27 protein-coding genes are annotated in these 26,678 nt (G+C 63.0%); 10 read left to right on the top strand and 17 right to left on the bottom strand.

Annotation, left to right across the window (positions count from 1 at the left end; translation table 11 throughout):
• Nucleotides 1-16: 16 nt before the first annotated feature.
• From H621_RS0119865 to H621_RS0119850, 4 genes are all read right to left on the bottom strand, one after another.
• The gene (locus tag H621_RS0119865) at nucleotides 17-1,156 is read right to left on the bottom strand and encodes an acyl-CoA dehydrogenase family protein (RefSeq protein ID WP_028945050.1); all 1,140 of its coding nucleotides are present in this window, start codon (nucleotides 1,154-1,156) and stop codon (nucleotides 17-19) included.
• Between the two features lie 115 nt (nucleotides 1,157-1,271).
• Nucleotides 1,272-2,828, bottom strand: a complete 1,557-nt coding sequence (locus tag H621_RS0119860; RefSeq protein ID WP_028945049.1) for an acyl-CoA synthetase — start codon at nucleotides 2,826-2,828, stop codon at nucleotides 1,272-1,274.
• A 4-nt stretch (nucleotides 2,829-2,832) separates the two neighbouring features.
• A complete protein-coding gene (locus H621_RS0119855; RefSeq protein WP_028945048.1) occupies nucleotides 2,833-4,389 on the bottom strand; it encodes an acyl-CoA synthetase in 1,557 nt (518 codons plus the stop codon).
• Between the two features lie 59 nt (nucleotides 4,390-4,448).
• Nucleotides 4,449-5,252: an enoyl-CoA hydratase/isomerase family protein gene (locus H621_RS0119850; protein WP_028945047.1), complete on the bottom strand. Its 804-nt coding sequence runs from the start codon at nucleotides 5,250-5,252 to the stop codon at nucleotides 4,449-4,451.
• A gap of 183 nt (nucleotides 5,253-5,435) precedes the next feature.
• On the opposite strand from H621_RS0119850, the gene H621_RS27350 reads away from it, so the two are divergent.
• From H621_RS27350 to H621_RS0119820, 6 genes are all read left to right on the top strand, one after another.
• Nucleotides 5,436-8,249 (top strand): winged helix-turn-helix domain-containing protein, encoded by a 2,814-nt coding sequence (locus H621_RS27350; protein WP_036990172.1) that lies wholly within the window; start codon nucleotides 5,436-5,438, stop codon nucleotides 8,247-8,249.
• Between the two features lie 168 nt (nucleotides 8,250-8,417).
• On the top strand, nucleotides 8,418-9,518 hold the full coding sequence (locus H621_RS0119840) for an acyl-CoA dehydrogenase family protein (RefSeq protein WP_245219113.1): 1,101 nt from the start codon (nucleotides 8,418-8,420) through the stop codon (nucleotides 9,516-9,518).
• 28 nt (nucleotides 9,519-9,546) lie between these two features.
• Nucleotides 9,547-10,731, top strand: coding sequence for a lipid-transfer protein (locus H621_RS0119835; protein WP_028945045.1), 1,185 nt, complete (start codon nucleotides 9,547-9,549; stop codon nucleotides 10,729-10,731).
• Between the two features lie 26 nt (nucleotides 10,732-10,757).
• Complete coding sequence (locus H621_RS0119830) at nucleotides 10,758-11,198, top strand: MaoC family dehydratase N-terminal domain-containing protein (protein ID WP_028945044.1); 441 nt, start codon at nucleotides 10,758-10,760, stop codon at nucleotides 11,196-11,198.
• A gap of 13 nt (nucleotides 11,199-11,211) precedes the next feature.
• Nucleotides 11,212-11,628, top strand: coding sequence for a MaoC family dehydratase (locus H621_RS0119825; RefSeq protein ID WP_028945043.1), 417 nt, complete (start codon nucleotides 11,212-11,214; stop codon nucleotides 11,626-11,628).
• A 29-nt stretch (nucleotides 11,629-11,657) separates the two neighbouring features.
• Nucleotides 11,658-12,482, top strand: a complete 825-nt coding sequence (locus H621_RS0119820; RefSeq protein WP_028945042.1) for an SDR family NAD(P)-dependent oxidoreductase — start codon at nucleotides 11,658-11,660, stop codon at nucleotides 12,480-12,482.
• Between the two features lie 14 nt (nucleotides 12,483-12,496).
• On the opposite strand, the gene H621_RS0119815 is transcribed toward H621_RS0119820, so the two are convergent.
• From H621_RS0119815 to H621_RS0119805, 3 genes are all read right to left on the bottom strand, one after another.
• The gene (locus H621_RS0119815; protein ID WP_028945041.1) at nucleotides 12,497-12,949 is read right to left on the bottom strand and encodes a YMGG-like glycine zipper-containing protein; all 453 of its coding nucleotides are present in this window, start codon (nucleotides 12,947-12,949) and stop codon (nucleotides 12,497-12,499) included.
• A gap of 201 nt (nucleotides 12,950-13,150) precedes the next feature.
• Nucleotides 13,151-13,468 (bottom strand): DUF2388 domain-containing protein, encoded by a 318-nt coding sequence (locus H621_RS0119810; protein WP_028945040.1) that lies wholly within the window; start codon nucleotides 13,466-13,468, stop codon nucleotides 13,151-13,153.
• Between the two features lie 67 nt (nucleotides 13,469-13,535).
• The gene (locus tag H621_RS0119805) at nucleotides 13,536-14,282 is read right to left on the bottom strand and encodes a hypothetical protein (protein ID WP_051270634.1); all 747 of its coding nucleotides are present in this window, start codon (nucleotides 14,280-14,282) and stop codon (nucleotides 13,536-13,538) included.
• 276 nt (nucleotides 14,283-14,558) lie between these two features.
• Here H621_RS0119805 and H621_RS27345 point away from each other — a divergent pair, with 276 nt between their 5' ends.
• Both H621_RS27345 and H621_RS0119795 read left to right on the top strand, forming a co-directional pair.
• Nucleotides 14,559-14,879, top strand: a complete 321-nt coding sequence (locus H621_RS27345; protein ID WP_051270632.1) for a hypothetical protein — start codon at nucleotides 14,559-14,561, stop codon at nucleotides 14,877-14,879.
• 104 nt (nucleotides 14,880-14,983) lie between these two features.
• Nucleotides 14,984-16,318, top strand: coding sequence for a cation:proton antiporter (locus H621_RS0119795; protein ID WP_028945038.1), 1,335 nt, complete (start codon nucleotides 14,984-14,986; stop codon nucleotides 16,316-16,318).
• On the opposite strand, the gene H621_RS0119790 is transcribed toward H621_RS0119795, so the two are convergent.
• The 3 genes from H621_RS0119790 to H621_RS28565 are packed head-to-tail and all read right to left on the bottom strand — an operon-like array spanning nucleotide 16,315 to nucleotide 17,514.
• Nucleotides 16,315-17,091: an exodeoxyribonuclease III gene (locus tag H621_RS0119790; RefSeq protein WP_028945037.1), complete on the bottom strand. Its 777-nt coding sequence runs from the start codon at nucleotides 17,089-17,091 to the stop codon at nucleotides 16,315-16,317. The two genes, H621_RS0119795 and H621_RS0119790, sit on opposite strands and share 4 nt — an antisense overlap.
• A 3-nt stretch (nucleotides 17,092-17,094) precedes the next feature.
• Nucleotides 17,095-17,337: a hypothetical protein gene (locus tag H621_RS0119785; RefSeq protein ID WP_028945036.1), complete on the bottom strand. Its 243-nt coding sequence runs from the start codon at nucleotides 17,335-17,337 to the stop codon at nucleotides 17,095-17,097.
• Between the two features lie 30 nt (nucleotides 17,338-17,367).
• A complete protein-coding gene (locus H621_RS28565; RefSeq protein ID WP_156905638.1) occupies nucleotides 17,368-17,514 on the bottom strand; it encodes a hypothetical protein in 147 nt (48 codons plus the stop codon).
• 154 nt (nucleotides 17,515-17,668) lie between these two features.
• Between H621_RS28565 and potE the strand changes: the two genes are divergently transcribed.
• Both potE and H621_RS0119770 read left to right on the top strand, forming a co-directional pair.
• Entirely contained in the window at nucleotides 17,669-19,003 is a 1,335-nt protein-coding gene (gene potE, locus H621_RS0119775; protein ID WP_028945035.1) for a putrescine-ornithine antiporter, read from the top strand.
• 13 nt (nucleotides 19,004-19,016) lie between these two features.
• A complete protein-coding gene (locus H621_RS0119770) occupies nucleotides 19,017-19,901 on the top strand; it encodes an amino acid ABC transporter substrate-binding protein (protein WP_028945034.1) in 885 nt (294 codons plus the stop codon).
• Between the two features lie 16 nt (nucleotides 19,902-19,917).
• Here H621_RS0119770 and H621_RS0119765 read toward each other — a convergent pair whose 3' ends face one another.
• The 7 genes from H621_RS0119765 to H621_RS0119735 form a co-directional block, all read right to left on the bottom strand.
• A complete protein-coding gene (locus H621_RS0119765) occupies nucleotides 19,918-21,081 on the bottom strand; it encodes an ATP-binding protein (protein ID WP_028945033.1) in 1,164 nt (387 codons plus the stop codon).
• 10 nt (nucleotides 21,082-21,091) lie between these two features.
• Nucleotides 21,092-21,781 carry a response regulator gene (locus H621_RS0119760; protein WP_028945032.1) on the bottom strand — a complete coding sequence of 230 codons (690 nt, stop codon included), beginning with the start codon at nucleotides 21,779-21,781 and terminating at the stop codon, nucleotides 21,092-21,094.
• A gap of 131 nt (nucleotides 21,782-21,912) precedes the next feature.
• Entirely contained in the window at nucleotides 21,913-22,728 is an 816-nt protein-coding gene (locus H621_RS0119755) for a MipA/OmpV family protein (RefSeq protein WP_028945031.1), read from the bottom strand.
• Between the two features lie 250 nt (nucleotides 22,729-22,978).
• Nucleotides 22,979-24,238, bottom strand: a complete 1,260-nt coding sequence (locus H621_RS0119750; RefSeq protein WP_028945030.1) for an NTP/NDP exchange transporter — start codon at nucleotides 24,236-24,238, stop codon at nucleotides 22,979-22,981.
• Nucleotides 24,239-24,250: 12 nt separating this feature from the next.
• The gene (locus H621_RS0119745) at nucleotides 24,251-25,174 is read right to left on the bottom strand and encodes an aldo/keto reductase (RefSeq protein ID WP_028945029.1); all 924 of its coding nucleotides are present in this window, start codon (nucleotides 25,172-25,174) and stop codon (nucleotides 24,251-24,253) included.
• A 124-nt stretch (nucleotides 25,175-25,298) separates the two neighbouring features.
• Nucleotides 25,299-25,877: a hypothetical protein gene (locus tag H621_RS0119740; protein ID WP_028945028.1), complete on the bottom strand. Its 579-nt coding sequence runs from the start codon at nucleotides 25,875-25,877 to the stop codon at nucleotides 25,299-25,301.
• 12 nt (nucleotides 25,878-25,889) lie between these two features.
• Nucleotides 25,890-26,648: a DUF2092 domain-containing protein gene (locus tag H621_RS0119735; RefSeq protein ID WP_028945027.1), complete on the bottom strand. Its 759-nt coding sequence runs from the start codon at nucleotides 26,646-26,648 to the stop codon at nucleotides 25,890-25,892.
• Between the last annotated feature and the right edge of the window lie 30 nt (nucleotides 26,649-26,678).

Raw genomic sequence — 26,678 nt, 5'->3', positions numbered from 1 at the left:
GAAAATAGAGAAAGAATCAAAGCTGGCGGGCGATCAGTTCGCGCAGCACTTCACTGGTACCGCCGAAGATCCGCGTCACACGCATGTCGACGAAGGCCCGGGCAATCGGGTACTCGAGCATGTAGCCGTAGCCGCCATGCAGCTGGACCATGTCGTCCAGGCACTTGCACAGGGTTTCAGTGGCCAGCAGCTTGGCGATGGCCGACTCTTGCACCGTCAGGCGCCGGCGCATGTGCTCGCCGATGTAGTGGTCGATGGTCAGGCGCACCGCGGTGGCCTGGGCCTTGATGTCGGCGAGCTTGAACTTGGTGTTCTGGAAGTCCCACACGGTCTGGTTGAAGGCCTTGCGGTCCTTCACGTACTCGATGGTCTGCTCAAGCATGCGTTCGAGCTTGGCGGCGCTGTACAGCGCAATCACCAGGCGCTCCTGGGGCAGCTCCTCCATCAGGTGCATGAAGCCCTTGTTCTCTTCACCCAGCAGGTTGCCCACCGGCACCCGTACCTCGTCGAAGAACATCTCGGCGGTGTCGGCCGCTGCCTGGCCGACCTTTTCCAGCTTGCGGCCGCGGCGAAAACCCGGGCGATCGCACTCGACCATGATCAGGCTGCAACCCTTGGCACCCGCGCTGGGGTCGGTCTTGCACACCACCACGACCATGTCGCACGACAGGCCGTTGCTGATGAAGGTCTTGCTGCCGTTGATCACCCACTCGTCACCGTCGCGCACGGCGGTGGTGCGGATGGCCTTGAGATCGGAACCAGTGCCCGGCTCGGTCATGGCCACGGCCAGCACGGTTTCGCCGGTGCAGATTTTTGGCAGCCATTGCTGCTTTTGCGCTTCGCTGCCCAGACGCACGATGTAGGGCGCGACAATGTCCGAATGCACCCCCAGGCTCCAACCGGATACACCAGCGCGGTACAGCTCTTCGATCAGCACCGCCGAGTGACCGAAGTCGCCGCCACCGCCGCCGTATTCGGCTGGCACGGTAAGGCACAGGAGGTTGTGGCGACCGGCCTTGAGCCAGGTTTCGCGATCAACCTGCCCGGCTTCGTCCCACTGCGCCTGCTTGGGCAGGCATTCGCGCTCGAAGAAACGCCGTGCGGTTTCACGCAGCATTTCATGGTCTTCTCGGTAGACGGTACGGTTGATGTGCATCGGTATCTCCAGTGGGTTGCCAGGCCTGGTGCGCCTGGTTCGTAACCCCAATGTAGTGAGCCGGGTGGGTGTTTGAGCCACCCGGATCGGGTAGCGCGAATGGGTGGTTTGCGGGTCAGTCCACAGGCCGTGCAGGGCGCGCGGCATAAGCCTCGCGCAGCACCCGCTTGAGCACCTTTCCGGCCGCCGAGAGTGGCAATTGCCGGATGAATTCAACCGATTTCGGGCACTTGTAGCCGGCGATGTACTGGCGGCAATGGGCACGCAACTGTGCCTCGTCCACCTGGGCGCCGGGGCTGCAGACCACCACCGCATGTACCGCCTCGCCCCATTGCGCATGGGGAATGCCGATCACCGCGCACTGGGCTACCGCCGGGTGACGGGCCAGGGCGTTCTCGACTTCGGCCGGGTAGATGTTCTCGCCGCCGCTGACGATCATGTCCTTGAGCCGGTCGACGATGAACAGGTAGCCCTGCTCGTCCATGTAGGCGCCGTCGCCGGTGTGCAACCAGCCATTGCGCAAGGCCCTGGCAGTTTCTTCGGGCTTGTTCCAGTAGCCCTGCATGATGTTCGGCCCACGCACGATGATTTCGCCCACGGTGCCGCGCGGCACCTCCACCCCCTCGGGGTCGACAATCTTCACCTGTACGCCCAACCCGCCACGCCCCACCGAACGTGACAGCCCGCTGGCCCGCGCCTCGGGAGTGTGGTTGCACGGCAGGTTGCTCGACACTACCGGGCACGCCTCGGTCAAGCCGTAGGAATGCGACAGCTCGATGTCCGGCAGCCGCGCCAGCAGTTGCTCGACCATCTCGCCGGCACTTGGGGATGCACCATAGGTCAGGCGCCTGAGCGAGCTGAGGTCATGCCGGTCGAAGTCGGCATGGGCCAGCAGCGCAAGAATCATGCTAGGCACCAGCAACGTTTCGGTAACCTGCTCGCGTTCGATCACCTGCAAGGTGTGCGCGGCGTCGAAGCTGGCCACCAGCACATGGCTTTCACCGGCCATGAACTGGATCAGCGCCCGCGCCATGCCAGCCACGTGGAACAGCGGTGCCACTTGCAGCAGCCGCCCGCCGGCAATCGGCGGCATGTCCACCATGCGTGGCATGCAGGCCGACCACAGGTTCAGGTGCGACTGCATCACCCCCTTGGGAAAGCCGGTGGTGCCGCCGGTGTACAGGATGCAGGCCAGGTCATCGCCGCCGCGTCCGGCATCCTCCACCGGTGGCGTGTCGGCGATCAGTCGCTCGAAGCCGTGCATTCCTGACGGTACCTCGCTGTCGCCTGCGTAGATGAACTGCGGTGGGGTGCGCGCCAGGGCAGAGATCTCTCCGGCCAGGCCGGCAAAATGTTCATCGACAATCAGAATGGTGGTGCCGCAGTCGTCCAGGGAATAGACGATCTCGGCCACGCTCCAGCGACTGTTCACCGGGTTCAGCACGCCACCGCCCCACCAGACGGCGAACAGGTACTCAAGGTAGCGGTCGCTGTTGTGCGCCAGCATGCCGACCCGATCGCCCGGCGCCATTCCCAGGCGTTGCAAGGCACCGGCCAGGCGGGCGACGCGCTCGACGAACTGGCGGTAGGTCTGGCGCCGCTCACCGAAACAGGTGGCGAGGTGTTCGGGGGTTTGCTGCAAGGTGCGGTGCAGGCATTGAGTCATGTACATGGCGTCAGCTCACCCCACGGTCCTTGCCGCCCCAGAACGGCTCGCGCAGGTCGCGCTTGAGCACTTTGCCAGCACCGGAAAGCGGCAAGGTGGCGCGAAATTCGACGGTTTTCGGGGTCTTGTAGCCGGCGATCTGGCGGCGGCAATGCTCGATGATGTCGGCGTCGCGGGCCAAGGTATCCGGCTTGAGCACGATCACCGCATGCACCGCCTCGCCCCATTGGGCACAGGGAATGCCGATCACCGCGCACGCAGCGACTGCCGGATGACTGGCGATGGCGCTTTCCACCTCGCCGGAATAGACGTTTTCGCCACCACTGACAATCATGTCCTTGAAGCGGTCGACAATATAGATAAAGCCGTCCGTGTCCATGTAGGCGCCGTCGCCGGTGTGCATCCAGCCACCGCGCAGTGCCTGGGCGGTTTCTTCAGGCTTGTTCCAGTAGCCGAGCATGATGTTCGGTCCGCGTACTACCACCTCACCCACCGTGCCGCAGGGCACCTCGTTGTCGTGTTCGTCGACAATCCGCACCGTGACCCCGAGCCCGGGCCGCCCGGCCGAGCGCAGGCGGCCATTGGCAATGCCTTCGGGGCCATGGTTTTCCGGACCGTTGGCAGAGATCGGTGGCGCCGCTTCGGTCATGCCGTAGCCCTGGGTGAACCTGACCTGCGGCAGGGCCTTGAGGGCAAGTTCCAACAAGGGCACGGCGATGGGCGATGCGCCATAGGTCAGGTCGCGCAGGCAGCTCAGGTCATGCCGGGAAAACTCGGGGTGCATGATCAAGGCTTGCAGCATGGTCGGTACGATGAGGATGTCGGTGATGCGTTCACGGGCGATGGTGCGCATCACATCCACGGCATCGAAGGCAGGCACGAAGTAGCTCGGCAGGCCGACCAGCGCGATCAGGATCACCCGTGACAATGCCGCCAGGTGGAACATCGGCGCTATATGCAAGCTCAGGGCATCGGCCGGCACCGGCACATCGGCAGCACGCGCCACCGCCGCCGACCACAGGTTCATGTGCGATTGCATCACGCCCTTGGGCCGGCCGGTGGTGCCGCCGGTGTAGAGGATGCTGGCCAGGTCGTCAGCACCGCGAAAGGCGTCGTCCACTGGTACGGCTTCGTGAATCAGTTGCTCATAGCCGAGCATGCCTGCAGGCGCCGGGCCGTCGCCGACATGGATCAACAGCGGTCGCACCTTGGCGCTGGCGGCAATCGCCTCGGCCATTGGCAGAAAGGTGTCATCGATCAGCAGAATGCGGGTATCGCAGTCATCCAGCGAGTAGACAATCTCGGCCACGCTCCAGCGGATGTTCACCGGATTGACCACACCGCCGGCCCACCAGGTGGCCAGGTAGTACTCCAGAAAGCGGTCGCTGTTCAAACCCAGCATGCCGACGCGGTCACCGGTGTGCATGCCCAGTTGCTGCAAGGCGCCCGCCAGGCGGGCCACCCGCGCGGCCAACTGGGCGTAGGTGTGGCGGCGCTCGCGAAACACCGTGGCCAGGGCATCGGGGTTTTGCTGCAGCATGCGGTGCAGCCCTTGGGTGAGGTACATGGAACTCTCCTGGGAATTATTGTTGTCAGGTTTGAACAGCAGTAGCGAAGGAGCGCGGGTCAGTTGCCGGTGTAGCGCGGGGGGCGCTGCTCGACGTTGGCCAGGCGGCTTTCGGCCTGGTCCTGGCTGTCGCGCAGCAAGCCCCAGTGCAGGTGGGCCTGGGTGGCGAAATCCCGGGGGTTGAGGTGGGCGCTGTGCAGTGCCAGGCGCTTGATCGACTGCACCGCCAACGGGCCATTGGCGGCAATGCGCTCGGCCAAGTCCAAGGCCATCGGCATCAAGTGCTCCCCCGCCACCAGGTCGCTGACAAGGCCGATACGCGCGGCTTCCTGGGCGCTGATGGGCTCACCGGTCAGAAGGACCTTCATGGCATGGGCTGCGGGAATGACACGCAGCAGGTGCTGCACGCCACCGGCAGCGCAAATGGTGGCCTCGCGCACTTGGGGCAAACCAAAACTGGCGTGGGCGACGCCAATGCGCAGGTCGCACTGCAGCGCCAGTTCCAACCCGGCCCCCAGGCAGGCGCCATTGATTGCCGCGATGATCGGCTTCCAGATCTCCAGGTCGGTCAGGTCCGGCAGCCGTGCATGACCGCCCTCCTCGGCCTCAGTGTCGCGGCTTTTGAGTGCGCCAGCGATGCCACCTGGCGACGTTCGCAGCACCTCCCTCGGGGTAACGCCACAGCAGAAGGCCCGCTCGCCGACGCCGGTGAGCACGATCACGCGTACCTGCTCATCGTCCTGGCAGGCGCTGAGGGTCTTGCGCAAGTGCATCAGGTCGCTGACGCTCAGGGTGTTGCCCGGCAATTGCCCATCGAGCGTAATGACCGCCACGTGCTCGTTGATCTTGAACTGTATGGCCATGGGCGAGCTCCTGCGCTGCGGGGGCATGGTGTTCTTGTTGTTTTCAGTAGAACAACGCAGCCCCGCACCATCGCCACCCGGATCGGGTGGCGATGGCGCTCCCCGGGGTATCGGGCTTCAAGCACCGGGTTACATTGAGATAGATTCAGTGCATGCTTGAAAAAAAAACCAAGCGGGACGCCCATGGACAACAACCGCAAGTCCGCCGCAGCCGATAGCCAGGTCTTTGATCGGTCACAGTCGCCCATCGTCAGCACCAAGCTGATACCGCCTCGCAGCAGCAGCCGGCTGATTTCCCGCCCGCGCTTGCAGGAGCAAATGCTCAAGGCACGGCGCCAGCGCTGCATTGTGCTCCAGGGCCCGGCCGGCTGCGGCAAGACCTCGACCTTGATCGCCTGGCGCCAGGCCCTGTTGCCGCTGGGCTTCGAGGTAGCCTGGCTGACGCTGTCGGCCGACGACAATGAGCTGACGCGCTTTCTCGACTACCTGCTGGCAAGCCTGGGCCAGATCGACCCAGACCTTGTGCGCGAGGCCACTCGGCTGGAAGGCCGCGGTATCGACAGCGAGGCCGTGGAGCGCACGGTCATCACCCTGGTGCGCAGCATCGCCCGCCGCCCCGGCGAGCTGGTGCTGGTGCTCGACGACCTGCACCACCTGACCGACGTGGGTATCCACCAGGCCCTGCAATGGTTGCTCGACTATGCCCCGGCCAACCTGCACCTGGTGCTGGTGTCGCGCAGTACCGTGCCGTTGTCGCTGGCACGCTTGCGCAGCCAGGACCTTGTGCAGGAACTGAACCTGCGGGACCTGCGCTTCACCCCGGCCGAATCGGAGCAATTCCTGACAGCGCAACTGGGCTCGATCAGCGCGCGCGATGCCACGTTGATGCACGATTTGACCGATGGCTGGGCGGCCGGCTTGCAGTTGCTGGCCGTGAGCCGCAAGAAGAACCGCCCAGCATCTTCGGCCACGTCCTTGCAGCCCCAGGTACGTGACAATCAGGCGTTTGCGCGATTTTTCGAAGTCGAGGTGCTGTCCCACCTGTCGCCCACCGATCTTGACCTGCTGTTGCTCATGGCTGTCTGCAACCGCTTTTGCGCCTCGTTGTGCGCCACCCTCAGCGGCCATTCCGAAGCTATCGGCGAAGCCAGCACACTGTTGGCACGCCTGGAGCGGGACAACCTGTTCCTGATTCCGATAGACCATGCCGGGCGGGAAACCTGGTATCGCCTGCACCCGCTGCTGCGTGAAACCCTGCTCACGTACTTCGACTCGCGCAGCGAGATCGAGCAGCACGCCGTGCATGTGCGCGCCTGGACGTGGTTTCGTGACCACAACCACCTGGACGAAGCGGTCCACCATGCTGTCCTGGGTGGTGATCCCACTGCCGCGGCGCTGCTGGTGGAGCAACACGCTCCAAGCCTGTATGCCCATGGCGATCTGCGCATGCTGATCGAACTGGTGCGCCTGTTGCCGGCGGAGCAGGTACAGTCGCGGGTCAAGCTGCGCCTGATCAAGGTAAGGATGCAGCTCTACGCGCGCAATTTTACAGGCTGCGCCGAAAGCCTGGAGCAGTTGACTCGCGATATCCCCTGGCAGGATGTACACGACCGCTTCATGCTGGCGTTGCTGCGTGCTTCCCTGGCCCTGCAGCGCGATGACACCGAAGCGGCCATGACCGTCCTGCCGCAACTGCTCGACCCGCCGGCGGGCAGCGACAGCGTTGCCATCGGCTCCTGCGCCAATATCCTGTCCTGGCTGTACATGCACCGTGGCGACTACGAAATGGCCCGCCAGGTACAGGTTGAGCGACCGGTGTTGCTGGTCAACGGCATGCCCCTGCTCGGCACCACCGCCGGCAGCCTGCAAGGACGGTGCATGGTGGGGTTGAGCCTGGCGCTGGAGGGCCAGATGCCCCAGGCCGAACGGGTCTATCGCGAGGTGCTGCATGAGTCCGGCCAGTGCGGCAAGGCCGGCGCCGATGCCACTTACCTGTCTGCCGCCCTGCTCGGCGAAGTACTTTACGAAACCAATCAGGTGGATGAGGCGTTCACCTTGCTCTCGGGGTGGGTCGACATCCTCGAAAGGGTGTCGATTCCCGATTCGGTGTTGCGCGTGCTTCAGGTGCTGTGGAACGTGCAATGGCTGGCGGGCAACCAGCAGGAGGCCTTTGCCTTCGTCGAGCGCCTGGATGAGTACGCGACCAAGCTGGGCCTGGACCGCTTGCAGGCTTATTGCCTGACCTGGCAGGTGCGCTGGCTGCTGATCCTCGGCGAAACCGCGGCGGCACGAACCAAGCTCACCCGCCTCGAAGCCCTCGACGCCCGCCACCCGGATGCAGGGCAAACGGCGCTCAAGGAAATTCATATCCTCAGTGAAAATGCCCGGGTGCGCTGGCAACTCGCCCAGGGAGACCTGGAGGGTGCGGCGGTGCGTCTTGATCAACTGATCAGCACCTGCGAACGGCACCGCCGCCAGTTGGGCACCGTACGCTTGCTCGTGCTTGCCGCGGTGGTCGAGGCCGAGCGCGGCAACCAGGACCTCGCACGGGACAAAATCCTCGAAGCGCTGCGCCGCGGCCAACGCTTCGGCCTGCTGCGCAGCCTGCTGGACGCCCACCCCAAGGGCATGGCACTGATCGACGCCGTTGCCAGTCGGGAAAGCCTTGACCCGGTGCTGGCGTTCTATGTCGAGCGCCTGCAGGCCGCGCAAGACGCCGCCCCTGCAGTTGCCACCGACAAGCCCTCCAGCGCAGCGCCGAGCAAGCCCGCTGCGCTCGGCATCGATCCGCTGAGCGAGCGTGAGCTCGAAGTGGTGCATCTGCTTGCACAAGCGTTGCCCAACAAGAAAATCGCCCGCGCCCTGGGGCTGTCGCCTGAGACCGTGAAATGGCACCTGAGCCATATCTACAGCAAGCTGGGTGTCAGCAGCCGTGATGAAGCCGTCGCCCGTATGCGTGACCTGCAAGCCAGCGACAGCAACTCGCCCCCCGCCTGAGCGACACCCCCTCGTCCACACCGTGTTTCTGGCCCCGCCACCCGCCTCGGGTGGCGTTTGGCCTAAGCCCCACGCCTATCGTAATCCTCACGCCCGGCCCAAGGGGCCTGCCATGTTGAGGAGACCTGCGTGCACATTGCCCGAACCGTTCTGCGCGAAGACCATGAAATGTTCCGCACCACCGTGCGCCGCTTTTTCGAGCGCGAATGCCTGCCGCGCCAGGCCGCCTGGGACAAGGCCGGCCAGGTCGACCGCGAGACCTGGCTCAAGGCTGGGCGTGAAGGCTTGCTGGGCATCAGCCTGCCTACCGAATACGGTGGTGGTGGCGGCGACTTCGGCCACTGCGCGGTGTTCAACGAAGAGTTCGCCCGTTGCGGTGTGAGCGGCCCGTACTTTGGCATGCACTCCGACGTCATCGCCCCCTACATCAACCGCTGCGGCACGGAAGAACAAAAGCGCAAATGGCTGCCCGGCGTGTGCGCTGGCGAAATCATCCTGGCCATTGCCATGACCGAACCTGGCACCGGCTCCGACCTCAAGGCGGTACGCACCACCGCTGTGCGCGAGGGCGACGACTATGTGATCAACGGCAGCAAGACCTTCATCAGCAACGGCCTGACTGCCGACCTGGTCGTGGTGGTGTGCAAGACCGACCCGGACGCCGGCGCCAAGGGCATCAGCCTGATCGCAGTGGAAACCGACCGCCCTGGGTTTGTGCGCGGCCGCAAGTTGGAGAAAGTCGGCCAGCACGCCCAGGACACCGCCGAGCTGTACTTCGACAACGTGCGTGTACCGGTTGCCAACCGGTTGGGCGAAGAAGGCCAGGGCTTCAGCTACCTGATGGCTGAGCTGCCCCAGGAGCGCTTCTCCATTGCCGTGTCGGCGGCGGCCAAGCTCGAGCGCCTGCTCGAGCAGACCCTGGACTACGTGAAGGAGCGCAAGGCCTTCAATCAGACCGTGTGGGACTTTCAGAACAGCAAATTCAAGCTCGCCGACATCAAGGTCCAGGCCACCGCCCTGCGGGTGATGGTCGACTACTACCTGGGCGAGCACATGCGCCGGCGCCTGACCCTCGAAGAGGCAGCGATTGCCAAGCTGCACACCACCGAAACCCTGTCGCGCTGCATCGACGACATGGTCCAGCTGCATGGCGGCTACGGCTACATGCTCGAGTACCCGATTGCCCGGGCCTTTGTCGACATGCGCGTCAACCGCATCTACGGCGGCACCAGTGAAGTAATGCGCGAACTGATCGCGCGCAAGCTCTGACCCTCGGAAAAACAACAAGGAACATACGATGAGCAGCAAGGTATTCGTGGCTGGCGTGGGCATGATCCCGTTCAAAAAGCCTGGCACCAATGAACCCTACGATGTGATGGGCGAGCAGGCCATCCGCCTGGCCCTGGCCGACTGCGGCCTGGACTTCAAGCACCTCCAGCAAGCCTACGCCGGTTATGTCTACGGCGACTCCACCTGCGGACAGAAAGCCCTGTACCGGGTAGGCATGAGCGGCATTGCCCTGGTCAACGTCAACAACAACTGCGCCACTGGCTCCAGTGCCCTGTTCCTGGCCCGCCAGGCCGTGCAGAGCGGTGCGGTGGACTGCGCCCTGGCGTTTGGCTTCGAGCAGATGAACCCCGGCGCGCTGAAGTCGGCCTGGACCGACCGCGCCCCGGCCACCGAGCGCGCCTTGAAACTGACCAATGCGCTGGTGGGCATGCCCGAGTTGCCCACAGCCATTCGTCAGTTCGCCGGTGCCGGCCATGCCCACATGCAGAAGTACGGCACTCAACTGGCCACCTTCGCCAAGATCCGCGCCAAGGCCAGTCGCCATGCGGCCAACAACCCGCTGGCGGTGTTTCGCAATGTGGTCTGCGCCGAAGACGTGCTGGCCGCCCCAATGCTCTGGGAGGGTGTGCTGACCCGCTTGATGGCCTGCCCGCCCACCTGCGGCGCGGCGGCCGCCATCGTGGTCTCCGAGGCCTTCGCGAAAAAGCACGGCTTGCGCACCGACGTGCTGATCGCCGGCCAGGCCCTGACCACTGACCTGCCCAGCACCTATGACGCCAACGACATGATCCGCGTGGTGGGTTTCGACATGACCCGCATGGCCGCCGACATTGCCTACAACCAGGCCGGCATCGGCCCCAAGGACGTCGACGTGATCGAACTGCACGACTGCTTTGCCCAGAACGAACTGCTGACCTACGAAGGCCTGGGCCTGTGCGCCGAAGGCGCCGGCGAGCAATTGGTCAACGATGGCGACAACACCTACGGCGGGCGCTGGGTCACCAACCCATCCGGCGGCCTGCTCTCCAAGGGCCACCCTCTGGGCGCCACCGGCCTTGCGCAATGCTACGAGCTGACCCATCAACTGCGCGGCAGCGCCGATCAGCGTCAGCTACGAGGCGCGCGTACGGCGCTGCAGCACAACCTCGGCCTGGGCGGTGCCTGCGTGGTCACCGTGTACCAGAGACACTGACCTGGCCTGCCCCAAGGAGCCTTTCGATGATCGACAAACAACACATCGGCCGCCAACTACCCGCCTTCGAGGCCACGGCCGAGGCTGGGCAACTGCGCTTTTTCGCCAAAGCTACCGGTGAAACCAACCCGGTCTACTTCGACGAACAGGTCGCCCGCGATGCCGGCCACCCGACCCTGCCGCTGCCGCCGACCTTTCTGTTTTCGCTGGAGTTCCAGATCCCGTCCAACGCCTGGCGCGACGAACTGGGCATCGTCACCGCGCGCATCCTGCACGGCGAACAATCGTTCCGGTACCACCGCATGGCCTATGCCGGAGACACCCTGCGCTTTGAAGTACGCATTGCCGACATCTACGACAAAAAAGGCGGCGCCCTTGAGTTCGTGGTGCGCGAAACCCGCGTGACCAACCAGCACGGCGAACATGTCGCCGACCTTCGTAGCGTCCTTGTACAGCGCAACAGCTGAAGCGGAGACCCAGATGACTACCCCAGCGCTGCAACACCTGCAGGTCGGCGAACAACTGCCGGCCCTGACCCTGGCCCCGATCAACCGCACCACCCTGGCGCTGTTCGCCGGCGCCTCGGGGGATCACAACGCCATCCATATCGACGTCGATTACGCCCGCAAGGCCGGCATGCCCGATGTGTTCGCCCACGGCATGCTGTCGATGGCCTATCTTGCGCGCCTGGTCACTCAATGGGTGGACCAACGCCAGCTGCGCGACCTGGGTGTGCGCTTTCTCGGCATTACCCACCTGGGCCACCAGATCACCTGTGCCGGCACGGTGGTGGAGCGCTTCGAGGCCGAAGGCGAACAACGCCTGAGAGTCGAGATCCGCACTACCAATCAGTACGGCGAAATCAAGATCGTCGGTGACGCCGTGATCGCCCTGTAAACAAGACCGATAAGAGAGGAGTAACACCCATGGCAAAACTTGAAGGCAAGGTCGCCCTGGTGACAGGCTCGGGCCGCGGCATCGGCCAGCAGATCGCACTGAAACTGGCCCGCGAAGGCGCCCGCGTGGTGATCAACGACCTCGACGCCGACCCCGCGCACGAAACCGCCGAGATGATCCGCAACCTCGGTGGCCAGGCCGCCGTGTGCCACGGCAACGTCAGCGCACCGGACTTTGCCGAGCGCTACATCAAGACGGCAATGGATCACTTCAACGCCATCGACATCATTGTCAACAACGCCGGCTACACCTGGGACGACGTGATCCAGAAGATGAGCGACGAACAGTGGTACGCCATTGTCGACTGCCACATGACCGCGCCGTTCCGCATCCTGCGTGCCGCCTACCCGATCATCAAGGCCCAGGCGCAAGCCGATGCGGCCCTGGAACGGGAAGTGTTCCGCAAGGTGGTCAACATCTCGTCGGTATCGGCCCTGAACGGCAACGCCGGGCAGATGAACTACTCGTCGGCCAAGGCCGGGGTGATCGGCATGACCCGTGCGCTGGCGCGCGAGTGGGGTCGCTTCAAGGTCAACGTCAACGCCGTGGCCTTCGGCTTCATCGAAACCCGCATGACCAGCGCCGACGCCCATGCCGGTGCCACCGTGAATATCGAAGGCCGGGACATCCGTGTCGGGATCAGCCCGGAGGCAGCCAGGTCATTCGCCCAGCGCAACCCCCTGGGCCGCCCGGGCACGGTGCAGGAAGCGGCCGACGCGGTGTATCTGTTCTGCTCACCCGAGTCGAACTACATCACCGCGCAGACTATCGCCGTTGCCGGTAACCTGCAGTAGATCCCCCTGCAGCGTCAGGGGGTGACCTGGTACCCCTTGCCCTGCAGGCAACTGGTGTACGCCGTGGCATTGGTCGACTCGTTCGTGCGGCGTTGCTCGCGGCGGTCCTGGCGCTGATTGGCGCCACCGATCACCGCACCGGCAGCGGCAGTTTGCTTGGCGCGATCCTGCCGATAGTCCTGCTTTACATCATCATCGACGCGGTCATAGATCTCATCGTGCTGGTTACCGCGCACATTCGCCCCCACTGCCCCGGCGGCGGCCCCAACGGCCGCCCCCTTGATCCGCCCGCCGCTGGGCGTCGAGGTACTGCTCGACGCGCTATTGGCGACGTTCTGGCATTCGCTCATATCCAATTGGACTTGCTGAGAACTCTGGCCCTTCATCGGCACCACGGTTTCGGCGCTTGCCTGGGCATTGAACAGCGCAACCGCCACACATAGGCCCACTGACGACAACCTGAACATGATGACCTCCGGATCCTGCACCTGCTTCGGCGAAGCAGCCCGTTAAGTGTAGATCCGGTGTGGGGCAAAGGGCCTGGGGATGTGCCGGAAACGGTAGGGGCAGGCTTGCCCCGCGATGGGTGTTCCAGGCTGTACAGGTTTGCCAGCCGGATGGGCTTCTCGCGGGGCCAGTCGAGCCGTCACACCGCCGCTCCCACAGGTTCAGCGCTCGGCGCCCAATGGGTCCTGCATCAGGATCGCCCGGGCAATATCTTCATCGGTGGCCTGCAATCCCGGGTTCTGTTCACGAACCCGCTGCAGCATGGATTCCAGATAAACCCCACGGATGGCCCCACCACTGGCGATGAACGACGACGCATCGTCACGGGCCGGAATGATCCGTTTGTCATCCTTGAAGGTGGAATACAGCGAGGCAGAAACCCCTGCCGAGGTGGCGACATCACCGGCATCGACATCGGCCAGCGCCGCGCCGAAAGGCAGGCAGAGAACAAGCGAAGAAGCGATTAGTAGACGACGCATGGTGGTGCCTCCGGAAATAGAGTCCCTACGTCAAATAGGATACTCCTCCCCCGGCAGGAGTTCCCTGCTACTGCACCGGCAGAAAGTTCATCAGCAGCAGGCTTTGCGCGTAGTTCAGGCCAATGCGCCGGTACCGTTCATCGAGCATCTGCGCCAGCAGGTCGAGCCGGGCGACGATCTTGCCGAATTCAACGGCGAAACTGAGGTTGCTGCCCTCTTCAGTCATTTCGTTGGAAAACAGCAGCAACACACCGTTCTCATCCTGGCGCTGGCTGAGCATCCAGGTAGCCTTTTCAATGTTGCGCGCCGCGTTGCTGACAAACTGCGGGTTGATGGTGTCGGTCATGAAGAATTCGCTGCGCCCGCCATGGGCGGTTACCAACATGCTGCCGATGGCGTAGATGAACGCCCCTGCCCGGTCCCCGCGAAACTCCGGACTCAGGGCGTAGCTCAGGGCTGCCAGGTCACGCCGCTCGCCCAGTTGCGGCAACGTCTGGCGCTGCTCGATGGCCTGGCGGATCTGCCGTTCGGCGGTGGTGGCATCGACAAATCCGGACAGGCGCCATTGGTTGGGGTTGCGCAGGTACAACTTGTTCATCAGCAGGTACAGGCTGCGCAGATTGTCGCGCATCGCCAGTGTCGCCATGCGGTCGACGCTGGTCTGGAACAACTCCTGGGGGTTGCCCTGGCTGAACTGGGTGGCGATGTCGCGGCCTTGCTGCTGGCTGCAGGCGCTGGCACACAGGAGCAAGACACCGGCCAGCAACGGCTGGTACAGCACTCGCAGGGAACGAACAGGGGCGATCTCGACCATCGGCACCGGGTCTGGGTTCTGGGGCGGCGCCGGGGTTCGGCGCCGTCTGGCGATGAATAGAGCCGCAAAACGCTAAAAAGTGCCTCAGGGCGCCTGCCAGCGGCCTCCCGCCGACTCGAATTTTTTGCGCGTCTGTGGGTCATCGTTCGAAAAACATGATCAATACAGCACTATTTTGGTGCGTTTGCGTAAAGTTTTTAACGCAATTGATTTTGCACTCCCCAATGGCGGCGTCAGTCCCATCTGTAATGCCACCCTTTTGCCAAGGAGCCCGCCATGTCCGACGCCCACCATCGCTTTCAGCTCAAGGCGTGCCGCACGTTCGCCCTGAAGCAGAACCAGCGCCTGTTCCACCAGGCCTGGAACCTCGATCACCAGGCCTTTGCCTTGCTCGACCACCCGCAACTGGATGCCGAAACGTTCACCCAGTACCAGCGCCTGCGGCACAAAGCCAGCGACAAGTATCTGGAAGCTATCGAGCACCTGCACCTGATCAACCGCGACTTCGCCGACCCCTTGCCGGCTCTGCGGGAAGTCCGGACTTATCTGTTCAAACCGAATCAAGTACCGGCAGGTCGCGTTTCGACCGGCGCCTGAATCGCCTTGGCGTTGGGTCGACCTGGGTCAGGTTGAACCCCTACCTGCGCCGCCCCTCGAATGTACAAAGCCGCACGCGGCGTGCGGGCACACGGGGTGGCGCCATGAGCTTTATTGTGTGGGTGGCCGTGCTGGGCATGGTGCTGCTGACGCTGGCCCTGACTGCCTCGTACCTGCGCTGGTTGCCAGTGACCACTTCGGCGGTGTGCCTGGGCCTGGGCATCGCCATCGGTCCGGCCGGCCTGGGCTTGTTGCAGCTGGACGTGGCCAATGCGGCACCCTGGATGGAACACCTGACCGAGGTGGCCCTGCTGTTTTCCCTGTTTGTGTGCGGCCTCAAGCTGCGCCTGGTATTCAGCCGGCGCATATGGCGCGTGGTGGCGGGCCTGGCCGGCCCGCTGATGCTGGTAAGCATTGCCGGGCTGTGCCTGTTGCTGCACCTGTGGATGCAGTTTTCCTGGGGGTTGTCGCTGCTGGTTGCTGCCATTCTTGCGCCCACCGACCCGGTGCTGGCTTCGCTGGTGCAGGTCAGCGATGCCAAGGACCAGGATGCCATGCGCTTCGGCCTGTCCGGTGAAGCCGGGCTCAATGACGGCGTAGCCTTTCCTTTCGTGCTGTTGGGCCTGCTGCTGATCGCCCAGGCACAACCCACTGCAGGCGCCCTGCTGCACTGGGCCCTGTATGACCTGCTGTGGGCGGTCAGCGCCGGACTGGCGCTGGGCTACGCCATGGGCCAGGGTGTCGGGCGCCTGAGCCTGGCGTTGCGTATCCGTAACGATGACAGCACCCTGTCGCCCAACGACTACCTGGCCCTGGCCCTGATTGCCCTGGCGTATGTCGGCGCCGAGCTGATCCAGGCCTATGGCTTTCTCGCGGTATTTGCCGCCGGGCTCGGGCTGCGCCGCACCGAGATGAGCTCCAGCGACCATGCCCCGGTACCCGCCGAACACCTGGTGCAGCCGCTGGTCGGCCATCACCAGCTGGCGCCGGAGCAGGCAACCCACGGCGACACTCGCCAGTTGCCGGACAAACAAGTGGCTGCGGGTATCATGATGGGCGACATGCTGGCGTTCGGTGATCTGGTGGAACGGGCGCTGGAGGTCTTCCTGGTGACGTTGCTGGGCATCGTCCTGGCCAGCCATTGGGACTGGCGAGCCCTGGTCGTAGGCCTGATGCTGTTCGTGGTGTTGCGCCCGCTGGGCACCCTGCTGCTGCCCTGGGGCACCCTGCTGGATCGTCCGCAGCGCCTGCTGGTGGGCTGGTTCGGTATTCGCGGGATCGGCAGCCTCTACTACCTGTTCTACAGCCTCAATCAGGGCCTGAGCCCCGGACTGGCCACGGTCTGCATCAACCTGACCCTGTCGGTGGTAGCCATGAGCATCGTGCTCCACGGGCTGAGCACCCAGCCGCTGCTGGCGCACTACGAAGCCAGCCGCTAGCCGACTTCGATCCATACCGGTGCATGGTCACTGGCATGCGGTTCGTTGCGGACCCAGGCATGCACCCCGGCATCCTTCAAGCGCGGGGCGAGGATCGGATTAAGCAGCAAGTGATCGATGCGCAGCCCCGAATTCTTCTGCCAGTGCTGGCGATAATAATCCCAGAAGGTAAACACCCGCTCATTGGGATAATGATGCCGAATGGCATCGGTCCAGCCCTGGTCCAGCAGGCGCTGGTAGCAGGCCCGGCTTTCAGGCTGGAGCAAAGCGTCCTTGAGCCAGGACCTGGGGTTGTAGATATCGAAATCGGTGGGCACCACGTTGTAGTCACCGGCCAGCACCACGGGCAGCTCACTGGCCTGCAAACCCGCGGCATGGGCAATCAGGCGTTCGAACCAGGCAAGCTTGTAATCGAACTTTGGCCCTGGCTGGGGGTTGCCGTTGGGCAGGTACAGGCAGCCGACGAGTACCCCATGGGCCGCCGCTTCCAGGTAACGGCTCTGGCTATCGTCGATCCCGGGCAGCCCGCGTCGGCTCTCAAGTGGCTCGGCATCCAGGGCCAGGATGGCGACGCCATTCCACGAGGCCTGGCCGTGGTGCAAGGTGCCGTAGCCCAGGGCCTCGAACGCGGTGGCAGGAAAGCTCGCGTCGGGCGCCTTGAGCTCTTGCAGGCAGACCACGTGCGGGCGTTCGCGCTGCAGCCAATCGAGCAGGTTGGGAAGCCGCGCGCGCAGGCCGTTGATGTTGAAGGTGGCGATTTTCAGGGCTTTCATCGCTCAGGTATCCGGATCATCGAGCTTGGCCTCCACGGCGTCCCCCAGTGCATTGAGATGAACCTCGTCGGCCAGCCCCTTGAGTGCCAGCCAATCGTCCCAGTCGATGGCGCCATCGTCACGCAAGGCCTCGGCGGTGCGGATCAGCGCCTTGTGGTAAAAGTCCGGCGACTCGCGACGGTAGCTTTCATCGTCGTATTGCGCGTACCAGGCTTCAAGTTCGGGGATTGTGCGTTCTATGGACATCACTGCACTCCTCAGCCGGCAACGTCTTTGTCAGTCATTGGGCAACGGCATGTCTTTGTCGTCGGGGTATTGCTCCTTGTTGTCGTCGCTATCCGGCGTCTCCCCTGCGGGTTCTTCGCCGCTGCCAGGTTCGGGCCTGGGTGGCGTGGAGTTCTGAAACTGCATGGACACGGTCATAAACACCTCCGCTGGATCAGTGAAAAACCGTTGCCTGTTCTCAATAGGAAAAACCTTGCGCCCGGACGTTCCAAATTTTCCTCCAACTCACGCATTGCGCAACGGCAACATGGCCTATACCCAATAAGCCGCTTATCACGCATTGGGGAAAGGCATGGCCGAGTCGAAAAAGATGAGCCTGATCGGGCTGACCACCTTGGTGACGGTCAACATGATGGGCTCGGGCATCATCATGCTGCCCACCAGCATGGCGCAGCTGGGGGCGGTGTCGCTATTGTCGTGGGCCGTCACGGCCGTCGGTTCCATGGCCATTGCCTACAGCTTCACCCAGTGCGGGGTGTTCTGCACCCGGCCAGGCGGGTTGTCGGCCTATACCGAGGAGGCCCACGCCAAGTCAGGCTTCTTTCTCTGCTCCTACCTGTATTTTCTCTCGCTGGCGATCGCCAACGTTGCCGTGGCGATTTCTGCGGTGGGCTACATGACGGCGTTCTTTCCCTGGCTGGGCAGCAGTGCAACGACCCTGTTCGTCGGCACGGCCGGCCTGATCTGGCTGACCATCCTGGCCAATTTCGGCGGCCCGAACATTACCGGCAAGATCGGCGCCCTTACCGTCTGGGGAGTGATCGTGCCAGTGGCGGGCTTGAGCGTGATCGGCTGGTTCTGGTTCGACAGCAAGATACTTGCCCAGGCCTGGAACCCCAATGACCTGCCCATCTGGGAGGCCATCGGCAAAACCATTCCGCTCACGCTCTGGGCCTTTCTGGGTATGGAGTCGGCGGCCCAGGCCTCCGATGCGGTCGAGAACCCCCAGCGCAACGTACCGCTGGCCTGCCTGTTCGGCACGCTGGGCGCTGCGGTGGTGTATGTGCTGTCGACCACGGTCATCCAGGGCATCGTACCCAATCTGGAGCTGGCCAATGCATCGGCGCCCTTCGCGCTGGTGTACGCGAAGATGTTCAACCCGCTGGTCGGCAATATCATCATGGCGCTGGCGGTGATGGCCTGCATCGGCTCGCTGCTGGGCTGGCAGTTCACCCTGGCGCAGACCGCGAAGATGACAGCTGACCAGGGGCTGTTTCCCTCGCTATTCTCCCGACTCAGCGCCCGTAACGCGCCGATCCTCGGCATGATCGTGTGCGGCGTGCTGCAGACGGCAATGGCGCTGTCGACCATCTCGCCCAATGCCAGCGCCCAGTTTGGCAAGCTGGTGAGCCTGGCGGCAGTCACCAACCTGATTCCCTACGTCACCGCCCTCACCGGCCTGCTGGCGATCATGTACAAAGCCCGGGTAAGCCCAGCGGTGTACACCCGCAATACCGTGGTGTTGCTGGTGGCCGTGGGCTATTCGCTGTACGCGCTCTATGCCTGCGGCATGGAAGCGGTGCTCGGCGGTGCCCTGGTGCTGGCCTTCGGGTATCTGCTGTATGGCTTTCTGGCCAAGCGTTTCATCATCCAGCAGGCGGCGGTCGAACGCGCCGAGCTGCCTTGAGCGAGAACCGCCGATGAAAATGAAAATAGTGGCCTGTTTGCTCAGTCTGTTGCCGCTGTATCTCCACGCCGACACCCTGGAACGGGTTCGGGCCAGCAACACCCTGACCCTGGGCTATTTGCCGGACTTTGCCCCCTTCAGTACGCAGAACGGTGACCAACCCCGAGGTTACGCCATCGACCTGTGCGCCAGGATCGCCGGGCAAGTGAAGACGACCCTGAATCTTGCGCAGCTGCAGGTGCGCTATCAACCGGTGGCGATGGCCGATGAAATCACCGCTGTACGCAACGGCCAGGTCGATATCCTCTGCACGCCCACGGTGGCGACCCTTGAGCGGCGCCAACAGGTGAGCTTTTCAGTGCCCGTATACACGGCAGGGCTTACAGCGGTTGTCCGCCAGGATGCACCCGAGGCGCTGCTCAACGTGCTCAGCGGCCAACAGGCTCACAGTGGTCCGACCTGGCGCGCCACGCTCAACCGTGGCTTGACCAACCAGACCTTTGCGGTGGTGTCGGGGGCGGTGAGCGAGCAATGGGTACGTCAGCAATTGCGCAGTCTTGGGGTGATTGCCACGGTAATCACCGTCGAGAGCAACCTTGCCGGGCTCGACGCGGTTGCCCAGGGCAAGGCGAATGCTTTTTTCTCCGAGCGAATGGTGCTCAATAACCTCCTTGCGGGCCAGGACGATGGCACGGCGTTGAGGTTGCTCGAGCACATCTATGAATATGCGCCTGTATCGATGGTGCTGCCGCGAAGTGACGAGGAACTCCGACTGCTGGTGGATACCGTGTTGAGCCAGATGTATCGCTCCGGAGAGATCGAACAGGCTTATGGGACGTACCTGGGCGGCACTACCGAGACCATTCGCAAGTTGTTCAAGCTGTATGCGTTGCCTTGAACGATCTCGACTCGCCTCAGGTATATGGCAAGAACACCTCGAACGCTATGCCACCGCCGCCACGGCGACGAGCAGCGATCGCGCCCCCATGGGCGGTACAGATGGCAAGCGCTATGGATAAGCCCAGCCCGCTCCCGCCCGCGCGACGGTCTCGTGAGGGTTCTTGCCGCCAAAACCGTTGGAATACCCGTTCCAGCTCATTGCCGGACAAACCCGGGCCCCGATCACTGAAAATGAGCGTAATGCCGCGCTGATCCGCTGTGCCGCGGATCTCCAGATTACCGGCGGCGGATGCGTATCGGATGTAGTTTTCCAGCAATATGTTGATCACCTGGCCAATGCGATTTCGGTCGCAATGGATGGGCCTGAAGGGCAGCGCCGCAACAAAGACGTCCCTTCCCACCGCAGCAAGATACGGTTTGAACCAGTTGATTCGCTCGTCCAGCAGACTCTGGAGGGTGAACGTGGTTTTCGTCAGCGGAAGCTGGCCGGCCTGTGCGAGCGACAACAGGAGCAGGTCGTCGACCAGAACGTTGATGTTCTCGAGTTGATGCAGCACCATCCCCAACTGCTCAGGATTGGCCGGAAACACATCATCCAACATACCCCTTACACGCCCCATGGCTGCATTCAGCGGGGTCCGCAGCTCATGGGTGAGAACGGCACTCGACGCTTGCACCTCTTGTTCATACAACTGCAGGCGTCGCGTCATGCTGTTGAAGTCCGAGCTGAGCTGTTGAACCTCAAGCGGCATCTGCTCGTTGAGCGGCAGCTTTACGCTCAGATCACCTCCGGCAACTTTCTGCGCGGCATGTGCGATGTCGACGAACCGACTGGACAGCGGGCGAAGCAGCAGGAACCCCGTCACGACGATAACGGGCAGGGCTGCACACAACAGAAACGCGATTGTCCACCAGTCATTGCCGGTAATGCCGGGAAGAATGTCATCGAAGTGGTAGTACTGACTCATGTAAGCCCACAGCTCGGCTTCATTCCCCTGTGGATTCTCGAATAGCCTTTCCAACTCAACCCTGGCAGCAGGTGGAATCTTTGACTGGATTTCAACGTTCCACCAAAGGAAGCGAGACCACATGATCAGCGCCATCAGCACCACCGCGCCGCTTGCAATCAGCCCCATGCGCCAACCGACCCATTGCCAGAGATTGACTTGCCGTTTCAATGCCTACCCCTTACTGGAACCGGTAACCGATAGAGCGAACGGTCACCAATAGGTCGCTGACGCCGTGAACTTCAAGTTTGCGGCGAACATTGTGGATGTGTGTATCGACGACCCTGGCGAGCGCATCGCTTTCTGGCAGGCACCGTTCGAGCAGTTCTTCCCGGCTGAATGCTTTTTGCGGGGCATTGAACAGCACCGACAAGAGGTTGAACTCAGTGGGTGTCAGATCGATCAACGCGCTCATGCCTTCGTCCTGGGATACGCCCACTGTCCTGCTGCACGGATCCAGCCACAGCGCGCCAAAACGAAGCCTGGCTTCACCCGTGCTATTGGCCCGTGTCCGGCGCAGCACCGCTTGAACCCGAGCGACCACTTCCTTGGGGTTGTAGGGCTTGACGACATAGTCATCGGCGCCGTATCGCAAGGCCCCCAGCTTTTCCGGCTCGTCACCCAGGGCGGTGACCATGATGACGGGGGTATTGCCACGCTTGCGCACGACATTGAGCACCTCGGATCCATTCATCCGGGGCAGCATCATGTCGAGCAGAATCAGGTCAGGTTTGAGCCGCTGGTGCAGTTCCACACCCTTGAGGCCATCTTCGGCAATGGCCACGTCAAAGAAATCGCGCTTCAAATAGGCTTCGAGGATGTTCGCGCTGTCGGCTTCATCCTCGACAATCAGAATCAATGGGTTGCTCACACGGGCCTCGCGAATGCAGTTCGTCGCAGCGTGGTTTGCTGCGGCGTGCAACTAGGTGATTCAAGTTTGGCGGTCGCGACTTTAACCGATCGGCTTTGATCGCGTTCGACTTCGTGATACTGGCTGGCGCGTCAGAATATGTAACTCACACCGACATAGCTGGTAGTCGTCGTCTCTTTGCTGATGATCGGACTGTTTCTGACCTGGTCGGTGTAATGAGTAAGTTCAACAACGGCGGCAGTCGACCAATGTTGATCGAAGGCATGGCGCCACGCCAGTTCGGTGGTATAGGCATAAATACCCTGGTCAGGTGTGTACAGCGCGAAGCGCGAGGTCGCGCTCTGGGCTTGCGTTACACCGAAGTACGTCTGGTTGAATCGACCGCTCCCGGCATGTGCATCGACGCGCCAGGTAACCGTGTCGTAGTCGCTGTCCAGCAAGGTAGCCTGCGCGCCGAAAGCATATCGGTCGCCCCGCGTTTCGCCTGCCATGCGCAGCTCAGCTTGCGCATTGAGCGACAGCCAGGAGGTGATTTTCTGGGATGCATTGAGGTTGAGCACAGTGGCGCCGCTTACCTCGCCCATGCCTTTAAGTGTGTCCGAGCCGTGGCGGTAGTTGCTGTCGCCGTCGGCCCGGCCATAGTCGTAACCCAGCGAGGCGCTGGCACTGAAACCGGTGTTCGATTGCCACTGCACGCCCAGGCCCTCCAGCGAGTCGAGGAAGAAGATGCCGCGTTCCATACGCAGCATGGGTTGGAAAGCCGCTGTGTAGTTTTTCGAGCCCATGTAACGAGGCGTGTAGCTGGCGGCCAGGCCCAACGAGACATCCGTGGTGTCGCCCCAGATGCTGGCAGGGACTTCTGCTTGAGCGCACCCGGCAGCCAGGGTGGCGTTAAATGCCAGGGTCGTGATCAGTCCTTTGCAACGCCCATTTTTTACAGTGCTCACGTGGTTTTCCTTTGAGGGTTAAGAAAAGAACCAGGCAAGCCTAAATTCCCTTCTTCAAGGCAGACTCAAGGATTTTTCAAGATTTGATCAAGACAGCGAACTGTATTCGCCGGTAGAAGCGGGCTTGCCCCGCGAAAGGCCCTTGCATGCACCGCATCTGGAGTTGCCTGGAATACGACCGCTGCCTCGTTCCTCGGCAGCGGCTACCGATTGCCGGTGTCGCGGTTCAAGACAGTTGCTCCCACCGAATCTACTCACGTTTGCGTTGCTGTCGGCCCAGCCAGGCGCCCGTCAAACCCCACACCAGCGCTATGGCAGCGCCGATGAACATCGCCAGTGCCGGGTGGTCGCCGAGCACGTCCAGCCCACGCTTGACCCAGCCACTGAGCGCATCGCCACCGCGATAGACCACGGTGTCGGTAAAGTTCTTGGCCTTGTACTTTTGCTCGGGCAACACCACGGTGTAGAGCATTTCGCGCCCCGGCCGCACCAGGGCGTACTCACCCACCCGGCGCACCACCATCACCACCACGAACACCGCAAACAACGGCGCCAGCGCCAACCACAGGAACCCCACCACCATCACCAGCGGCACCGCCACCAACAACACACCGACGCCCAGCTTGCGCGCCAGGTGCCCGGTGATGAACACCTGGGTGAGGATCGACAGGAACTGCACCAGGCTGTCGATCACCCCGAATACCTGGGTCTGTTCCGTGCGGCTGGTAAAGTGCGTCGCCACCAGCCGCGCCTGTTCGAAGTACAAGAAGGTGCTGACACTGGCCAACAGCACCACAAACAGCGCAATACCCAACAGATAAGGCGAACGAAACACTTCACTGGCACCGGCGAACGGGTTGCCGCCCAAGGGCCGCGAACGGGGCAGTTCGGTGTCTGCCGGCAGGGGATGCCGGTCTCTGAAACGCTGCAGGTAGGTCGCCGCGACGATACTGCCAAGCAAACAGGCCGTGGCCAGCAGCACCAGCCCGGCATGGCCGATTACGCCTACCAGCACGGTGCCCAGCAGCGGCCCCACCAGCCCGCCCAGGCTGGCACCACCGGCCAGCAGGCCGAACAGGCGCTTGGCCTGTTCGCTGGAAAACAGGTCGGCCAGCACGCTCCAGGCCAGGGAGATGGTCAGCAGGTTGAACATCGACAACCAGATGTAGAACGCCCGGGCGCTCCACAGGTTGTCGGGTTGCAGCGCAAACACGGCGGCAAACACCAGCAGGTTGCTGGCCAGGAAACCGTAGGTCCACGGCAGGATGCGTCGGCGTTGCACCTTCGAGGCCAGCCAGCCGAACAGCGGCAAGGCGATCAGGGTCAGCACGAAGGTGCCGGTGAACAGCCACTGCAGGTTCTCGACACCGCCAGCCACACCCATGGTCTCGCGTACCGGGCGCAGCATGAAGTAGCCGGCGAACAACAGGAAGAACAGCGCAAGCCCTGCCACCACGATCGGCAGCTCGCCGTCGCGGACGTTGAACAGACGGGCTGCCAACCGGGTCATGGGTCGTTTGCCCTAGGCGAACTGGGCAATCAACTGCTTGCTTTGCGCCGCGCTGAGCAGCGGGCCATGCCCGGCCTTGAGCTGGTCGAGCTGGCGATCCGGGCGGCTGGTGGCCGGGATCACCGTGGTCACCGCCGGGTGGCTGATGGCGAACTTGAGAAACAGCTGGGCCCAGCTGCCCACGCCCAGTTCCGTAGCCCAGGCCGGCAAGGGCTGGGCTTTGACCTTGGCGAACAGCCGACCGTCGTCGAACGCCCGGTTGATCAGCACCGCCACGCCCTTGTCCTGGGCCAGCGGCAGTACCGTGCGGGCGGCACCGGGTGAGTTGACCGAGTAGTGAATCTGGATGAAGTCCAGTGGCTCCTTGCGCAGGATGACTTCCAGCTCGTCCAGGCCACTGTCGATGTAGTGGGTCACACCCACGTAGCGGGTCAGGCCTTGCGCCTTGAGTTCCCGGGCATAGGGCAACTGGCGTTGCCAATCGCGCAGGTTGTGGATCTGCAACAGGTCGACCTTGTCGGTACGCAGGCTGCGCAAGGTGCCGGCCCACTGCGCCTCGGCGGCGGCGCGGCTGTCGGCAGCGATCTTGGTGGCCAGGAAGGTCTTGCTGCGCCAGCCGCCCTCCTCCAGCAACTGGCCAAGCACCGCGTCGGCGCCGCCGTAGTTGGGCGAGGTGTCGATGACCTGCCCGCCCCCGTCGAAAAATACCTGGAGTACCTGCTTGAGCTGCTGGTACTCGGGCGAGCCAGCCTCCACTTCAAAGCTGCCGGAGGTGCCGGCGCCAATCGCTGCCAGTGCTTCACCACTGGCCGGAATCTTGCGGGTGAGCATGACGCCGCTGGCGATCTGGGCAAAGCTGAAAGCAGACAGACTCAGGCAACCGACACCGGCAGCCAGGGCGGCGCTGGCCGCCAGAAAATCGCGACGGGTGGGCATGGCAAGGCTCCTGTGCGAAAGACAGCGCAAGAAAAAAAGCTTAGCCCCGTGGGAAGAGTTACACCCCGGTAATCGTTACGTCATGTGTAAACAGCGCAAGGAGTACATTTGTACTCTATGCCCTTCATGGCGCATCGACCACCACGTAAGTGACATTGCTGCCCTGGTACTGCGGCTGGAACCAGGTCGATCCGCATTGCAGGTAGGCGGTGTTGTAGCGCATCACTTGCACGCAGTCGGACGGCATCTGCGAAGGCCGGAAGATCGCCCCGACCACCGCTGAGGTGGCCACGACCGTCGCAGTCACGGCAGCGGCAGTCGCGATCGGGTGGTAGTCATCGTCATAACCGTAGCGTCCACCACCATCGACATCGATGTCGACATCGCGGTGGTTGTCGATGTTTACATTGCGCGTGCCATTGTTGACGTAGGCGCGGTTGCCAGCGTTGACGTGACGGTTGTTGCTGTTGACCTGGCGATTGGTATGGACTTGCCGGTTGCTGTTGACACGGTTGCCCGACACATTCTGGCGGGTATTGATGCGCTGTGCATGCGGTGCGCCCCGGGGCGGAGCACGGTTCACCGATGCCCGGGCGTGACCCATGGCGCGGGGACCGGCATCGGCCTCCGGCACCGGCAGGAAGGTCAGCAGCGACACGCTCAACAGCGACAACAGCACGGTGTACGAGGCGATCCTGAACATGGCGGCGCTCCCTTACTCGCTGGCTTTTTTCAGTGGAATGGCGACATCGCCCTTGCCCGGCGCAAAGGTGAACTTCACCTTCTTGTTGTCGGGCTTGAGGTTCCAGCTGTACACGGCGGTGTATTCGGGCGCGCTCGTCTCGTTGAGGGTGGTGATCACTAGCTTGCACGGCAGCGGCTTGTCGGCGCGCGTCAGCCACAGCTGCCAGTCGACATCGTCCTGGCGAAACGCCAGGTGGTCGCACAACTGGCCCTCGATGGTCGAGGGGCCGATGTACAGGGCACTCTTGATCGCATCGATCTGCGCCTGGTCGCGGCCGAACAGGAACAGGTCTTCGAGCGGTATCTGGATGCCGTAGTAGTTCTCCAGGCGGTGCAGGGTTTCTTCCAGGGTGGGCGGCGCATCGACCGTTGTGTAGTAGTTGAGGTACGGCGAGTACTGGGTCAGCTTCTTGCCGTCATAGAAGAACTCCAGGGTTCGGGTGTCGCCGTCACTGCGGGCATACAAGTGGTTATGGCCATCGACCTGCAGCACATTGAGCGATTCGCTTTTGATCTTCTGCCCCGAGTCCAGCACCGTGTCGCGGGTGGATTGGGCCGTCACCTTGAAGGCCTTGAGGCTGCGCAGGTATTCGCCCATGTCGATGACCTTGTCGATCACCTGGGGGTTGCGCACGGGTTGCGCGTCAGTGGCCGCTGGCGCTTCTTCGGCCAGGGCGAACAGCGGTTGGGCCGTCAACAGCAGGCAAAGAACACAGTCTACAGGCTTCATCGGCGCACTCCGTGCGGGTGGTTCGAGCCA

This window comes from Pseudomonas vranovensis DSM 16006, assembly GCF_000425805.1.
Classification (GTDB): Bacteria; Pseudomonadota; Gammaproteobacteria; order Pseudomonadales; family Pseudomonadaceae; genus Aquipseudomonas; species Aquipseudomonas vranovensis.
Note: the sequence above shows the minus strand (reverse complement) of the source record. Positions and strands in the feature narration are given on the sequence as shown.